We start from the raw sequence: 15,209 nt of genomic DNA on the forward strand, positions 1-15,209 counted from the left end.
GTGAAACGTGCCCTATTCCAGTCCCATTCTTGAATTCCTGTTCCTGTTCTCGGTCTTGATCATCTGGGGGATGATCCTCTTCAACCTGATCCTCACCTGGGGCGGCTACATCTACCGCCGCAAGTTCCTTAAGAACCCGGTCGCCATGGCCGCCGATACGGAACTGCCTTCGGTCTCCGCCATGATCCCGGCCCGCAACGAGGCCATGGTCATCGAGAATACGGTGCGGGCGCTTTTGGCGATGGATTATCCCAAGGACAAGTTCGAAGTCATCGTCATCAGCGATCATTCCAACGACGGGACCACGGAGATCGTGGAACGGTTGGGCAAGGAAGATGCCCGGGTGCGCTGCCTGTCGTGGCCCGCACGGGAACGGGGCTCGGGCAAGCCGCGCGCCCTCAACGAGGGCCTGAAGATGTGCCGCTTCCCCGTCATCGCCATCTACGACGGCGATAACAATCCCCGGCCCGAGTCCCTGCGCATCCTGGCTTCGGCCATGGTGCATAACCCGAACCTGACCGCGGTGTTGGGCAAGTTCCGCTGCATCAACAAGGCCAAGAACATCCTCACCCGCATGGTCAACATCGAGACCTTGAGCTTCCAATGGATGATCCAGGCCGGCCGCTATTGGTTCTCCAAGTTCGCGATCTTGCCGGGCACCAATTACATCATCAAGAAGTCGGCCCTGGACGCCGTGGGCGGCTGGGACGAGAAGGCGATTACCGAAGACTCCGAACTCTCGGTGCGCCTGCAGATGATGGGCTACGAGGTGCAATTCGTCCCGACTTCGGTGACCTGGGAACAGGAACCGGAAACGTTGAAAGTGTGGATCAAGCAGCGCACGCGCTGGGTGCGCGGCAACAATTACGTGCTCGGCAAGTTCGCGCGCCAGGCCCTCCGCTTCGAGAACCGGCATCTCACCACCGAGTTCCTCTATATGTTCGGCCTCTACTATCTGTTCCTCCTCTCCACCGTCCTCTCGCACGTCATCTTCATCTTGAGCTTGCTGGGCGTGATCCGCATCGATATCCCCGGCCCCTACACCGCGGTCTGGATCTCGGCCTATGCCATGTACCTGGCCGAAGTCTTCTTCGTGCTCTCCTACGAGAAAGAAGACACCTTCTCCAATCTGCTGGTCACCGCGCTCATGTACTTCACTTATTGCCAGCTGTGGATCTACGTGGTGTTCAAATCGTTGTGGCTCGACTTCACGCGCACGCGCGTGGGCGTGTGGGACAAGACGGTGCGCTTCAAGACCGATGCCGCCATGCCTCCCGAGCCTTCCGGGCCCGGCTCCGCCGCGGAGAGCAAGGCCGCATGAATCGGATCCCCTTGACATATGGGACGGTGACCGTCAGGAGCGTGAAGACCGCCTGGGCCATGGCGGCCCTTGCTTTGGCGTTGTCCACGGCGGCCCTCGGGAGCGTTCCCCGTTATGCGCCTCCGCCCCCGATCGCGCCCGAGAATGGCGCGCTGGCCATCGATTCGGCGGCCGATTCCGCCCAGCAGGCCGATTCCATCGTGGCCGAAGCCGATTCCGCCGCCCAAGCCGTTCTCGCCGAATCCGCCCAAGGCGGCGCCGAAACGGCGGGTCCCGAGGCCCAGGCCGCGCCTCCCCTCTGGTTGGAAACCTATGGCGAAGGCGTCTACTCGCGGCACGAGGACGACAATCTGGCCGGCTTCACCGATTGGAAGGTGGGCAAGCGCTTGCCGGGCCCGCTCCAGGCCGACTTGTACGCCAAGATCCGCGTATACCGCGACCAACGCGATTTCTATTGGAACAACCGCGCCGACGGGGGAGTCGGCGCGCGCATCTCCTTGCTACGCAAGGTATCCCTCATCGCCTTCGCGGAAGGGACTTGGGGCCGCTACCTGAGCGTCTCTCGCGGGGCCGTGCCTTTGGATCGGATGCAGGGCCGCATCGGCCGCCTCGCCGACAGCGTGGACGCCATGCAGGTCTGGTTCCATGATCATATGTACGACTCCATCTTCAACGCCAATAGCAACGCCCTGGGCGGGGGCAATCCCTCGCAGGATCGCAAGGCGCTGGAGCTGGCGGAACAGCAGGGCGATACCTTGGCGCGGGCCCTGCTCCGGTTGCACTTGCAAGCCGACAGCCTGGAAACCGCCAAGGACAGCTTGCGCCAGGCCATGGACAGCATCGCGCTGATCCCGGCCGGCGAGGCCTCCGAATTCAAGGTCGGGCTGGTCTTCTGGCACGGCTGGGGCGCGCCGGACGAAGACGCCACGCCGGCGGCTTGGCTCTCCGCGCCCATGCGCTTCTGGGGCGATGTCTACGCCGATTGCATCTATTCCTCCTTGTCCAGGCACGTGCTTTCCCGCCGCGCCGATGGCGAATACCATGATAGTACGGCGCGCTTCCGCAACCTCATCCTGTACGCCAACCCATCGCTGGGCTTCGTGGTGCTGGAGGGGAAATTGGGGAGCATGGTGGCGTATGCGGGCGGCTACGCCTGGTTCGATACGCATAAGGATTGGTGGAACAACCTGGCGATGGCAGGGCCGGGCCTGCGTTATATCCCTTTCCGCCGCATCGATTTGTCCGTGAAGGCGGAATGGATGTGGGGCGGCTATTACGGGCGCGAGCGCGTTCAGGAACCGAATCCGTACGGGAAAACGTTTTCGGATACGCGCGTGACCGCGAGTTTTTGGCACGGGTTGGGATTGTGATTCCGGTTTCGCCGGGGAAGGGAGCATCATGTTGACGCAAGGAACGGAAAAGCGCCGCGCGGGTTTCGGCTTAATCGTCGGATTGGCGGCCGCGGCGTTGGGCCGCTCCCCCGCGCTGGGGAGCGTCGGGGATTCCCTCTGGAAATTCTTCGCCGATTACAGCGTGACGACGGTCGAACCCATCGCCGATCTGAGCGGCAACGGCGCCGAGGATCTCCTCGTCGGTTCGCAGGACGATACCCTCTACGCGGTGGAGGCGAAAGGGGCGGGCGCCGGCAAGCAGCTTTGGTCCTTTCCCTTCAAGAGCACGCTCTCCGCCGCCGCGGCCATGCCGGACCTGAACGGGGACGGCAAGCCGGAAGCCGCCGGCGGCGATCAATCGGGGATGGTGGCCGTGATCAACGGCGCCGACGGCAAGTTGAAGTGGCGCTATCTCACCGGCCTGGGAACCGTGCTATCGCTGGCGGCCTTGCCCGACGTGAACGGGGACGGGGCGGGCGACCTGGCGGTAGGCAGCGAATTGGATTCGGTTTATTGCCTCTCCGGCAATCCCGGCGGCGGCTCAGGAAAGGAATTGTGGTCCTTTGGCGTCCCCGCGAGCAAAACCCATGGGCCCCCCGGAGGTATGACCGGTCCCGGCGCCAAGATCATGGCGGGGCCGCCCGTGGATGTCCCTTCCGGCGCCAATTCCCTGGCGGTGATCGGGGAGAAGAATAAGGCCCCCTCGTGCCTGGCGGTTGGGACCAATAACGATACCGTGTACTGCCTGGGCTTGGCGGATGGCGCGGTCAAATGGAAAAGCGGATTGCCCGGCGACATCTGGAAGGTTACCTCCTTCCCGGACATGACCGGCGACGGCGTGGAAGAAGTCCTGCTGGCTTGCGGCGCCGACTCGGGATACCTCTTGAACGGCGCCAATGGGGAAGTCCTCTGGTCGCATGCCGTTTCCCAAGGCGGAGTGAGCGTGGCCGCCACCGCGGATATGGACGGCGACGGCAAGGCCGACGCCTTGATCGGCGACGGCAACGGGACCGTCCATTGCGTATCCGGAGCCGCCAAGGGCACGGGAGTCAAGGCGGTATGGACGTACGATTTCGGGGATGCCAGCACCATCCTGTCCATCGCCTCGCCCGGGGACATCGATAAGGATGGAAAGGCCGATTGCATCGTAGGCACATCCAACGACTCGGTGGCCCTCATCAGCGGGAAGGGAACGCGCCTGTGGGCGGCCGGCTTGGGCGGGCAGGTCCCGAACGTCGCCGCCTTGGGCGACATCGATGGCAACGGCAGCCCGGATTGGGTCGCCGGCACCGAAATGGGGTTCGCCGAAGCCTTCTCCGGGGAAGGAAACGTCTCCTTGTTGGCCCCGCGCCCGGCCGCTTTCGGCCGCGCCTCGCTGAGGCTCAATCCCAGTCTCCCGCTTTTCACCCGCCCCGGTTCCGGCGTATTCTACGATGGCCGCGGACGCGCCTATCCCCGATCCAATACCGGCGCCCGCCGCGAAGGGCAAGGCCGATGAGCAAGCCCGTCGTCGCCGTCGTCTTCGGCACGCGCCCGGAGGCCATCAAGATGGTCCCGGTCATCCGCGCCTTGCAGGCCCGGCCCGAGGTTTCCACCTTGGTCGTCTCCACCGGCCAGCATAAGCAGATGCTGGCCCAGATGCTGAAGCGATTCGAGGTCAAGGTCGATTGCGAGATGGACCTGATGGAACCCAACCAGAGCCTCTACCGCCTCTCGGCCAAGGCCATCGCCGCCTTCGAGCAAGTGCTGAAAGAACATCAGCCCCGCATGATGCTGGTGCAAGGCGACACCACCACCGCCTTCCTGGGGGCGCTATGCGCCTTCTACGGGAAGATCGCGGTGGGCCACGTGGAGGCGGGCCTGCGTACCGGCGACAAGTACAACCCCTTCCCGGAAGAGGTCAACCGCCGCCTCATCACCGCAGTCGCCGATCTGAATTTCTGCCCCACCCCGGGCAACCGCGACAACCTTCTGCGCGAAGGCCTCGACCCCCGTACCCTCTCGGTTACCGGCAACACCGGCATCGATACCTTGCTGCTCGCCGCGGGCATGGATCATCCTTTCCCGCTCCCCGATTTGGAAAAGTCGGGCAAGCGCTTGATCCTCATCACCGTGCATCGCCGGGAAAGCTTCGGCGAACCCATGCGCCAGATCTTCGGCGCCATCCGCGAGTTGTCCTTGGCCTATCCCGATCACGAGATCGTCTATCCCGTCCACCTCAATCCCAACGTACAGGCCCCCGCGCGGGAAATCCTGGGAGGCCTCAAAAACGTGCGCCTCGTGGAGCCCATGGATTATTTCGACTTCGTGAAGATGATGGGCCGGGCCCATCTCATCCTCACCGATTCGGGCGGGGTGCAGGAGGAAGCGCCCACCTTGGGGGCGCCGGTATTGGTGCTTCGTAACGAGACCGAACGGCCGGAAGCGGTGCAGGCCGGCACGGTGCGGCTGGCCGGGACCCGCAAGGAGGACATCCTCCGGGAAGCGCGCCTCCTCCTCGACGACGAAGCCGAAAGGGCCAAGCTCAGCGCGGCTTCCAACCCTTACGGGGACGGGAAAGCCTCGCCCCGCATCGCCGCAGCGGTGGTGAAGCATCTTGGATTGGGTTGAGGCTTGAGCAGGCCCTGTCGCTTAAGGGCCCGAAGCCGAGGCGGGATTCGAGCCCCTGTCATAGTAGGGGCGATGTCAGGGCGAAAGGATCGGTTTGATCCAATCGGGCTGGGACGGGGGCGCGGTCGTCCGCAGTGAATCCTTCCAAACTTCGTCGGTCATGCGGTCCAGCGTACCGAGCCGCAGCACTTCATAGAAAGAAGAGACCGGCGCCGCATAGAGGGTCACGCAGGAGTCGGTCTGGATCGCCACCGCGGCCAGGCGGATGGGGCCGCTTCCCACGTGCAACACGCCCTTCTGCCCGATCTCGTCCGATTCGGGTTTGGTATGCACGTCGGCGATGACAGCATCATTGTTCCCGTCGATGCCGGTGCGCGCGGAAGCGTAAATAAGGTCCAGGAACCAGCCGTCGTAGACCTTCACCGAGGTGCAACCCAGCGGCTGCGCCCGATAGGTCAAGGCTGAGCGCAACCATTCGGACTGGGACGAATCGGGACCCAGGCCTTGGGCCGAACGCGCCGCGATCGCTTGCAGGCGTCCGCTAATGTCCTTCAGGGAGGAGAAATACGCGCTGGCCCGGGCATCATTCCGGAACATGCCCGCGCCGCTGGCGGCATAGGCCGCGACGGCGGCGAAGAATTCGGGGTAGGGTTCCACGTAGGCCTTGGGGAAATCGCATAGGACGGTTCCCGTGTACGATTGCTTGGCGTACAGCAAGGTGTTGTGCCGCAACTGCGCCCAAGAAGTCAATTGGGTATTGCGCGTCTTGAGGCGCCAGGCCGGCGAGCGGAAGACCGGGGCCGCCTTGGGATTCGATTCCGCTCCGTTCAGCTTGCGCAGGAAGCCGAGCCAGCCCGTGTACAGATTGGTTTGCCATCCCCCTGCGCTGATGCCATCGTAGAGTACGCGTTGCGCCCCCAAGATCCCGTTCGCCGCCGCGCCCGTCTTGGCCAAATCCTTCAAAGCGGAATTGTCCCCCAAGGCAAAAGCGATTTGCAGGGAGGAAGGCCAGGGCACGCGATCGGAAACGGGATGCACGAGCTGAGAGAAAGTGAATGCATCCAGGATGAAGCGCTGGGGCATAAAGGAGAAGATGGGGGAAAGATCCAGCGGGTCGCCGGGGTTGTACTTCTTGGCCTGGGAAAGGATGGCCTGCGCGCCGAAGTTGCCCGCCGCAATCGCCGAGTCGAAACGCGCCTCGGGGAAGGCCGCCACGAAGGCTTGCGCATCGGTCACGCCCAGGGACTGCATTACCAGTCCCATGCCCCGCGGGCTCAATCCATCGCTTTGGCCCACCATGTATCCGATAACCTTATCGATTTCCAGCCACGCCGGATAAGATCCCGAATTGATCAGGCAATCCCATAGGATCACCGCGTCCTTTTTCATGCGCGTATAGGCGGGCTTGTTATCGGGAGGATTGGCGCGCAAATCGAAGGCGAGATCGGCCCGCGACAGCCACATCATGGCCTGGAAATAGGCCGTCAACCGCGCGCTGCGCGTATAATGCCCGCGCGGCTTGAACTGGGAGAAATCGATCAGGGTATCCCGGCCCCATAAGGAAACCGTCTTCTCCGTCAGCGCCTTGATGTCCGCCAGATGCGCGGCTATGCCCGGGGTGGACGCGAGGTCCGATCGTTGCGGATTGAGCAACATGCGCGCGGTCCCCAGCAGTTCGGCCACGTCCCGGCTGGAAGCATCCTCGGGATAATGCGACTCGACGTAGCCTTCGGCGCCAGCCAGGATGGAATCCAACGAAAGCGCGAAACGGTTTTCCTCCATCCCGGCCAGCAGGCTGTCATAGCTCAGGTAGAGGGTATGCAAGAGGGCATCGCTGGTGAACAGGAGCGGCAGATCCGCGTCATGGATCTGATCCAAGGCCTGGAAGAAGTTCGGGAAGGAGGGGCCTGCGGGGATGGCCATGCCCTGGGATCGCACCTTGGCCCGGAAGGCGGCGGTGTCGAACGTTAAGGAGAACTTCGCGAAGGCTTTGCCGACTTCGGACTCGAATTCGATGGGACCGGTTACGGGCGCGAAGGGCACGGTCCCGTCGGGATAGGCGGACTGCAATTGCGGAAGGCCCCACGCCTGCTTCGCCTTGGCATCGTCCTGGTAGCGCGCGAAGGCGCCGGAGTCGGCCGGGTCCTGGAAATACAGGCTGCCCAAACCCGCGGCGGGCTTGCTGAACAACCCGTCGATCCAGCGGCCGTACAGGAGCGCGTCGGAGAGGCCGGTCTTACCGTCCCCGTCCAGGTCCAGGGCCGGCGCCGACCCTTGCGCCACCGCATCGAGAAAAGCCTGGGCATCGTCCGCATCGATCTTGCCGTCCCCGTTGATATCGATGGCGCGGGGAACGGCCGCTCCGGCGAGGCCGGCGCAAAGGGACAAGAGGGCGCAATAGGGAAGGGCCGCGGGAAGGACGCGTAGGAACCTCATGGCGCCACCTCCAGTTTCCGGTCATAGCTGAAGGTGCCCGCTTCCAGATGGAACAGATAGGCCCCGGGGGCGGGAGGCCTGCCTCCCGGTCCGTTGCCGTTCCAAGTGGCTTCCTGGATGCCGGCGGGCAATTTGCGATCGAGCACGCTGGCGATGCGGCGGCCGCGCATGTCGCTCACCCAGGCCCGCACCCGCGCGGGCCGTCCCAGGTTGAAGGTCAAGGTACGCGCGTTGCCCCGCTGCCGGAAGCTGGCGCGCGGCGCGGGCGCGCGGCGGGCCAGGGAAGTGGTGAGGCTGGTCTGCAGGGTCAGCGGCTTGCCATCGGGACCGTACGCCTCCACGACGGCGACGCTGTCGATCAAATCGGCGGCGACGCTGCCCGGCGATGATAGGACGAGGTCGAAACGGGCGATCAGGCGGCCGGAAGAATCGCGGCCGATCCCGGTGGCGGGAGCCATCGCGAAGGCGGTGACGGCCTGCCCATCCAAGGCGGCGCGCGGGAGGAATTGCGCCCAGGGCCCGGTCTCCGGCTTGGCGACGGCCAGGGACTGGACACCCGCCGAAGGCTTAAGGCGCAAACGGAAGCGGAGGGCCGCCAAGGGTTCCCGGTCGGGCGTATGCAGCACCTGCACCTGGGCGTTTTTCCCCTCGGCGGAATAGGTGACCTGGATTTCCAGCGGATAAGCGGATGCGGCTAAAGCCAAAACGACGGGCATCAGTCTGAGCAATCGCGGGATTTCCATGGTTTCTCTCCGGATCGGGTATGCGATGCCTAAAAATACTCCTAAACGGGCGCCGTACGCCGGCGTTTTTTCGCGTCCGCACCAATTATTTTGGCCTAAATCCGCATCCCCCCGGGACTGCTCCTTTTTTGCGAGCGGAGGTTTACCTTGCGGTGAAAATCCGGTGGCCGTCCATGGCCCGTAGAAGTATCGTTATTCATCCCTCGACACCGTCCGCCCCTGGGTGCGGCTGTCGGAGAACGCGGCAATATCGGAAATCGGAATCGCTTTCGGGAGAAACCATGACCAATAAATTTTTTCCTTGGCTCGCTTTCTCCGCCGCGCTCCCCTTGCAAGCCCAAACGAATTGGACATCGCCGCTATGCCCTACCACCACGCTCAGCGCGAGCGATTTCGAGGCCACCGAACTATTCAATAAAAAAGGCGGCACCGGGATCGCCAAGGATGCCGGCATCTCCGAGCCCGTAGGGATGGACGTGCACGCCGTATTCACCGCCGGCAAATACGATCATACCGATATCATCTTCACGGAGCGGATGGGGAACCTGAAGTGGTACGACGGGGTGGCGAAGACGGTGAAGGTGATGGCCCATTTCAGCGTCCATGCCGACGATCTCGCCCATCTGGAAGACGATAACGGTTTGATGGGCGTCGCCTTCGATCCCCATTTCGACACCAATAAATGGATTTACGTGTGGTACAGCCCCAAGCAGACCTATCAACGGGACAACGTGACTCCGGGGGGCCCTCTCTCGAACCGGCAATTGCGCCTGGCCCGCCTCACCGTAAAGCCGGACAATACCGTGGACACCGCCAGCCAGAAGATCCTCATAAAAATCCTGGGCAACACCACCGATAAATGGCATAGCGGAGGCCCCATGCAATTCGACGCCTACGGCGATCTCTGGATTGCCATCGGCAACAACAGCCAGGATTTGACTGTAAGCGCCTGTGACTCGGGTCGCAGCGTACTGTCCCAGACCGATAGCTCCGCCAGCGCGGAATGGTCGTCATCCGATACGCACAGCATGCGCGGGGGTTTCATCCGTATCCACCCCGATGATTCCGCTCCCAAGGGGTACACCATCCCCAGCGGCAACTTCGGCCAATACTGGGCGGACAAATTCGAACAGCAGGGCAGGGCCGCCTCTCTGGTCGCCCAATACCGCGATACCTCCAAGGTACTGCCCGAAGTGTACGTGAAAGGGGAGAGGAGCAATTTCTCCTGCGCGGTGCATCCCACCAAACGTTGGCTGGCCTGGGGCACGGTGAATTACAATACCGTGCAAGACGAATTCAACATCACCGATCATCCCATCTTCAGCGGTTTCCCCTACTTCATGGCCAAGAACGATCCCACCTGCAACCACGGAAAGAACCCGGACAGCGCGACCAACACCTCGGCCCTTAACGGCGGCGTGAAGGTGCTGCCGCCCGCCGTCCCCGGCACCTTGAACAACCTGGTGAACGTCGCCATCGGCGGGCCGATCTATAGTTTCGACCCTTCCGTGGATTACGCGGGGAAATTCCCCCCGCATTTCGACAACAAGTGGATCGTGACCGGGTTCTATGGCGGGGTCTGGGGCATTACGGTGGACGATACCAAGCAGCCTTTCCAATCCCTGGGAGGAACCCCGCCCAAGATGGACGCCACCGGCGGCTTGTTCAGCAATATCAAAGGTTCTTTCCGCAATGCATCATGCATGAAGTACGGAAAAGACGGCGCCCTATACATCCTGAATTACGATGGAAACAGGTATACGACGGACACCTTCAATCCCGGCGTGGTGCGCGTCATTTACAAGGGAAGTTGCAATCCCGTTTCCCTGGCCCGGAAAATGGAAGCCCCCTATCAAAGCATCTGGATCGACCCGCTCGGCATCACCATCAAGGAAGCGGGCCCCCACGTGGTTGCCTTGTACGACCTCAACGGGCACCGGGTCTGGAACGATCAAGACATGGGACCGAAGGTATACCGGCTAAGCCTTATCCGCGCCCAAGCGTCCTTGCGGCCGGGATTGTATATGGCCCGGGTGAACACCCCGGCCGGGGAGGTCTCCCGGCGCATCTCGGTATTCTAAGGGAGTTACAACGCCTAAAGAGGGCCAAAGCCTCCATTTCACCTTCATTTTCTCCTAGGACCTGTTGCCTGGTGCGCAGAAGGGCCTTATAGTAATACAGGCGTTCCGCGCCTAAATACCTCGGGGGGGGTTATGCACATCCGGATTAGTCCTAAATTCGCGTTGGCGGCCGCGTTCGCGCTGCCGGTAGGCGCGCAATTCACTTCTCCTCTCTGCACGGGGAATACCTTGTCCGCGACCGATTTTTCGGCCCAAGAGTTGTTCAATAAGAACGGCACCTCGGGCGCCGCGGCCAACGCCGACCTGTCCGAGCCCACCCATATGGACGTACGCGTGGTGAAAGGGGCGGACGGCAAATACGATCATAGCGACATCATCTTCGTCGAGCGGACCGGCAACGTGAAATGGTACGACGGCGCAGCCAAGAAGGTGACCCTGATGGGGCATATCAGCGTCCATGCCATAGCCGGCTCGGAAGACGATAACGGCCTCATGGGCGTGGTCTTCCATCCGGACTTCGAGAAGAACCGGTGGGTCTATCTGTGGTACAGCCCCTTGGCGACCGTCGATCAGACCATGACCGGGACCGGTCAAAACCGCCAGCTCCGTTTGTCCCGCTTCGTGGTGAAATCGGATAACACCCTGGACCTGACCAGCGAAAAGATCCTCATCAAGATCCTGGGCAGCAAATCGGATCAATGGCATAGCGGCGGCCCCATGCAATTCGACGCTTACGGCGATTTGTGGGGGACCATGGGCAACAATAGCCCCGATCTCGATCCCACCGCGTGCAGCGCCGGCAACAACGTCATGTCCAAAACCGACAGCACCACCAGCGCCGAATGGGGACCGTCCAACACCGCCAGCTTCCGCGGCGGCTTCTGGCGCATCCATCCCGATAGCTCGGCCAAAGGCTACTCCATTCCCAAGGGCAATTTCGGCGAGTACTGGGGCAACTACTTCGAACAGAAAGGGCATACGGCCCTGGCTGCCAAGTACCGCGATCCCGCCAAGGTCCTGCCGGAAGTCTACGTGAAAGGCGAGCGCAGCAATTTTTCCTGCGCGGTCCATCCGTATAAGCGGTGGCTGGCCTGGGGCACGGTCAATTACGCCAGCACCAATGATGAATTCAACATCACCGATCACCCCATCTTCTCCGGCTTCCCGTATTTCCATCGGGACAACCAGCCCACCTGCACCAATGGGAAGAACGTGGATGCGCCCGTCAACAATTCGCCGTTCAACAGCGGCGTGGATACCTTGCCGCCGGCCATCGCGGGCTCCATCGTCGGCTTGACCAACGTGGCCATCGGCGGGCCGATCTACCATTTCGATAGGTCGATCGACTACGACGGCAAGATGCCCCCCCACCTGGACAACAAGTGGATCGTAACCGGGTTCAACGGGGGAATGTGGATCGCCACCTTCGACACGACCACCATGAAGGTGAGCGGCACGCCGACCAAGGTGGATAACGGCATCTTCAGCGGCGTTCCCATCCGCAACCATATCCAATCGATGTACGGCAAGGACGGGGCGCTCTACATCCTCAACTACGACGGCTACTACCACAGCGCCATCAATCCCGGCGTGGTACGGGTGACCTATAAGGGCGCATGCAAAATCCCGGTAGGGCCCGATCCCGCGGTCACCTCGGTGAAACCGTACCAGAAGATCTGGATCGATCCGCACGGGATCATGGTCGGCGAGGAAGGGCCGCATACCGTTTCGCTTTACGATTTGGCCGGGCATCGGGTTTGGAAGGACCAAGGCGTGGGCGCGCATGAATACCGCCTCAACGAGCTCCGCTCCCAAGCGTCCCTTAAACCGGGTCTCTACCTGGCTCGCGTACGCACTTCGGCAGGGGAATACTCGCGCCGACTCTCCCTGTTCTGATGGAAGGGTCCCCTGGCTCCCCTCCGCGTAAGGGGGGCCTTGGCTTGGGGCGGCCAGGAATCACCGAAATACGCGCTACACAGAGGAATGCATATTCTTCCAGAGGGCACGAGTCAGTTTCGTCATTTTGCGATATTCTAGGGAATTAGACAGGGGTGGGGCGCCCGGGAATGCATAAACGAGTGCCCCTTTTCTCCATTTTTTCGTCAGGGGATCGAAATGCATCCAATTAGAACCGCTTGGCTGATGCTAGGCTGCGCCACCGCCTTTCCGCTTTGGGCGCAATTGACCTATCCGGGATGCTCCGCGCTTTCCGCCTCCGATTTCAAAGCCGAAGAGCTATTCAACCGGAAGGGGACCAATGGCGCCGCCGCCGATCCCACCCTTTCCGAACCCACCCGGGCCGATATCCGCGTGGTGAACAAGGCCGACGGCAGCTACGACCATTCCGACATCATCTTCGTGGAACGCACGGGCGCGGTGAAATGGTACGACGGGGTCGCGAAGAAGGTGAGCCTGATGGGCACCATCTCCGTCCACGCGGGGGAGGGTTCCCAGGACGATAACGGCCTGATGGGCGTCGTCTTCCACCCCGATTTCGAAAATAACCGTTGGGTCTACCTCTGGTATACCGCCAAGCAGCTCTATCAACGGGACAACGTGACGACGGGCGGCCAGAACCGGCAGATGCGCATGTCCCGTTTCACAGTGAAATCGGACAACACCCTGGACATGTCCAGCGAGAAGAACATCATCAAGATCCTGGGCAGCAAGTCCGATATGTGGCATTGCGGCGGGCCGATGACTTTCGACTCTTATGGCGATATGTGGTTCGGGGTCGGCAACAACAGCCCCGATCTGGATCCGACCTCCTGCGATGCGGGCAACAACGTGCTTTCCAAGACCGACAGCACCGCCAGCGCGGAGTGGGGGCCTTCGGACACCCATAACATGCGCGGCAGCTTCCTCCGCATCCATCCCGACAGCTCCGATAAGGGATACTCCGTGCCCCGCGGCAATTTCGGGGAGTACTGGGCCGACAAGTTCGAGCAACAAGGCCGGACCGCCTTGGCCACCGTATACCGTGACCCGAACAAGGTATTGCCGGAAATCTACGTCAAAGGCGAGCGCAGCAATTTTTCCATCACGGTGCATCCCACCAAACGGTGGCTGGGCTGGGGCACGGTGAACTACGCCAGCAACAACGATGAATTCAACATCACCAACCACCCCATCTTTTCCGGCTTCCCGTATTTCCATAACAACAACCTCGCGACTTGCAACCATGGGAAGAACGTGAACGCTCCGGTCAACAACTCGCCCTTCCACGGCGGTGCCGACACCCTGCCGCCCGCCATCCCCGGCACCATCAACAACCTGATCAACGTGGCCATCGGCGGCCCCATCTACAGCTACGATCCGACCATTAAGTACCCCAACAAGTTCCCGCCCCATTTCGACAACAAATGGATCATCGCCGGGTTCGGGCGCAGCGGGGCCCCCTGGGGCATCTGGGCGGTCACCGTGGATACCACCAAGGATCCCTTCAAGCCCCTCGGTACCCCCACCGATCTGAAGGCCGGGATTTTCGCCAATGTCCCGATCCGCAATTTCATCGGGGCCAAATACGGGAAGGATGGAGCGCTGTACATCACCAATTACGATGGCGATTACGGTACGGCCACAAATCCGGGAGTGGTTCGGGTGACCTACACCGGCAGTTGCGTGACCTCCATCGGTTCGCAAAAGCCGGTGAGCCCGTACCAGAAGATCTGGATCGATCCCCAGGCCATCACGGTGGGCGAAACCAACGATCACGCGGTTTCCCTGTACAACATGGCCGGAAAACGGGTGTGGGTGCGGAACGGGCACGGCCCGCAGACCTATCGCATCTCCGCCATCCGCGCCGAAGCCGGCCTCCAGGCGGGCTTGTACTTGGCGAAAGTGGTTACGCCGGTGGGCGAGGTATCCCACACCCTCTCGCTCTTTTAAGCGCCGATGCCGCGCCCGCGGCGCCCTGGAAACGAAGAAGGCCTGCTCCCTTGGGGCAGGCCTTCTGTTTTTCAGCGCCCTAACTTAATGGGGGCTATTAGACCCTCGCGAACCGGCTGAACCCGGGTCTAGACTAGGCGCCGATTCAAGCTAAGCGCTGGATCAAGTCGGCCAGGCTGGGGTTCCCCGTGGCCTTAACCTGTACCATGAAGCGTTGGCGAGGATCCGCGATATGCTCGATGGCAAATGCGCCTTCGCCAAAGGCCCGCGCCAGCACCTTGGCCAGCTCCGGTTTCACCGCATCCAGCGTCTCCGCGCTGTTGGGCGCCACGGCCCGGCTATTCACGATGAAGCGCAGCTCCCCGGCCTTGAACTTCGGCTTCTTCCCGAAGCCGGACTCGTCTTCCAGGCGCTTGGCGGCACGAAGCAGGCCCAAGAGGCCGGACTTCAGCTTCTCCTCGTTGCTTCCCTCCATGGGGTGCTTGTAGTCGTACAAGAGCCCCAGGCGCCGGCCGGTATGGTCCAGGGAGAGGTTCAGGTAATGGCCCACCAGGATCACCACCGGCCCGTCTTGCACGTGCTGGTAATCGGCCACGTCCACGAAGACTTCGGGGGAATCCGGGATCCAACCGTTGAGGACCTTGAACCACTCGTGGGGCTCGGCCTCCGCGGGGTTCTCCAGGTAGACTTTCCAATTCAGGTATTGCAAATCCATCGCGTACGCCATGTGCTTTCTTTT

Annotated in this window: 10 protein-coding genes; 7 read left to right on the forward strand and 3 right to left on the reverse strand. The window is 61.9% G+C overall.

The window, feature by feature from the left end:
- Positions 1-7 precede the first annotated feature (7 nt).
- From JF616_03445 to wecB, 4 genes are read left to right on the forward strand one after another with little or no spacing between them, the layout of a single operon-like run.
- Positions 8-1,321 carry a glycosyltransferase family 2 protein gene (locus JF616_03445; GenBank protein ID MBW8886792.1) on the forward strand — a complete coding sequence of 438 codons (1,314 nt, stop codon included), beginning with the start codon at positions 8-10 and terminating at the stop codon, positions 1,319-1,321.
- Entirely contained in the window at positions 1,318-2,691 is a 1,374-nt protein-coding gene (locus JF616_03450) for a hypothetical protein (protein ID MBW8886793.1), read from the forward strand. The genes JF616_03445 and JF616_03450 overlap by 4 nt, the downstream gene beginning before the upstream one ends.
- A gap of 28 nt (positions 2,692-2,719) precedes the next feature.
- A complete protein-coding gene (locus JF616_03455; protein ID MBW8886794.1) occupies positions 2,720-4,210 on the forward strand; it encodes a VCBS repeat-containing protein in 1,491 nt (496 codons plus the stop codon).
- Entirely contained in the window at positions 4,207-5,322 is a 1,116-nt protein-coding gene (wecB, locus tag JF616_03460; protein ID MBW8886795.1) for a UDP-N-acetylglucosamine 2-epimerase (non-hydrolyzing), read from the forward strand. The genes JF616_03455 and wecB overlap by 4 nt, the downstream gene beginning before the upstream one ends.
- Before the next feature lie 75 nt (positions 5,323-5,397).
- Here wecB and JF616_03465 read toward each other — a convergent pair whose 3' ends face one another.
- Positions 5,398-7,758 carry a DUF3160 domain-containing protein gene (locus JF616_03465; protein MBW8886796.1) on the reverse strand — a complete coding sequence of 787 codons (2,361 nt, stop codon included), beginning with the start codon at positions 7,756-7,758 and terminating at the stop codon, positions 5,398-5,400.
- Positions 7,755-8,501, reverse strand: a complete 747-nt coding sequence (locus JF616_03470) for a hypothetical protein (protein ID MBW8886797.1) — start codon at positions 8,499-8,501, stop codon at positions 7,755-7,757. The genes JF616_03465 and JF616_03470 overlap by 4 nt, the downstream gene beginning before the upstream one ends.
- Positions 8,502-8,782: 281 nt before the next feature.
- Between JF616_03470 and JF616_03475 the strand changes: the two genes are divergently transcribed.
- The 3 genes from JF616_03475 (at position 8,783) to JF616_03485 (ending at position 14,470) form a co-directional block, all read left to right on the forward strand.
- Positions 8,783-10,582 (forward strand): PQQ-dependent sugar dehydrogenase, encoded by a 1,800-nt coding sequence (locus tag JF616_03475; GenBank protein MBW8886798.1) that lies wholly within the window; start codon positions 8,783-8,785, stop codon positions 10,580-10,582.
- A 132-nt stretch (positions 10,583-10,714) separates the two neighbouring features.
- Positions 10,715-12,478 carry a PQQ-dependent sugar dehydrogenase gene (locus JF616_03480; protein ID MBW8886799.1) on the forward strand — a complete coding sequence of 588 codons (1,764 nt, stop codon included), beginning with the start codon at positions 10,715-10,717 and terminating at the stop codon, positions 12,476-12,478.
- A gap of 219 nt (positions 12,479-12,697) precedes the next feature.
- Positions 12,698-14,470, forward strand: a complete 1,773-nt coding sequence (locus JF616_03485; GenBank protein MBW8886800.1) for a PQQ-dependent sugar dehydrogenase — start codon at positions 12,698-12,700, stop codon at positions 14,468-14,470.
- Positions 14,471-14,615: 145 nt separating this feature from the next.
- On the opposite strand, the gene JF616_03490 is transcribed toward JF616_03485, so the two are convergent.
- Positions 14,616-15,197, reverse strand: a complete 582-nt coding sequence (locus JF616_03490) for a hypothetical protein (protein ID MBW8886801.1) — start codon at positions 15,195-15,197, stop codon at positions 14,616-14,618.
- Between the last annotated feature and the right edge of the window lie 12 nt (positions 15,198-15,209).

It is taken from the genome of Fibrobacterota bacterium (assembly GCA_019509785.1).
GTDB lineage: Bacteria > Fibrobacterota > Fibrobacteria > UBA11236 > UBA11236 > Chersky-265.

Excerpts from the sequence above, each read along its gene's own strand:
- JF616_03480 (MBW8886799.1), top strand. The coding sequence starts at position 10,715 with ATGCACATCCGGATTAGTCCTAAATTCGCGTTGGCGGCCGCGTTCGCG.
- JF616_03470 (MBW8886797.1), bottom strand. The coding sequence starts at position 8,501 with ATGGAAATCCCGCGATTGCTCAGACTGATGCCCGTCGTTTTGGCTTTA.
- JF616_03450 (MBW8886793.1), top strand. The coding sequence starts at position 1,318 with ATGAATCGGATCCCCTTGACATATGGGACGGTGACCGTCAGGAGCGTG.
- JF616_03485 (MBW8886800.1), top strand. The coding sequence starts at position 12,698 with ATGCATCCAATTAGAACCGCTTGGCTGATGCTAGGCTGCGCCACCGCC.
- JF616_03490 (MBW8886801.1), bottom strand. The coding sequence starts at position 15,197 with ATGGCGTACGCGATGGATTTGCAATACCTGAATTGGAAAGTCTACCTG.
- JF616_03475 (MBW8886798.1), top strand. The coding sequence starts at position 8,783 with ATGACCAATAAATTTTTTCCTTGGCTCGCTTTCTCCGCCGCGCTCCCC.
- JF616_03465 (MBW8886796.1), bottom strand. The coding sequence starts at position 7,758 with ATGAGGTTCCTACGCGTCCTTCCCGCGGCCCTTCCCTATTGCGCCCTC.
- wecB (MBW8886795.1), top strand. The coding sequence starts at position 4,207 with ATGAGCAAGCCCGTCGTCGCCGTCGTCTTCGGCACGCGCCCGGAGGCC.
- JF616_03455 (MBW8886794.1), top strand. The coding sequence starts at position 2,720 with ATGTTGACGCAAGGAACGGAAAAGCGCCGCGCGGGTTTCGGCTTAATC.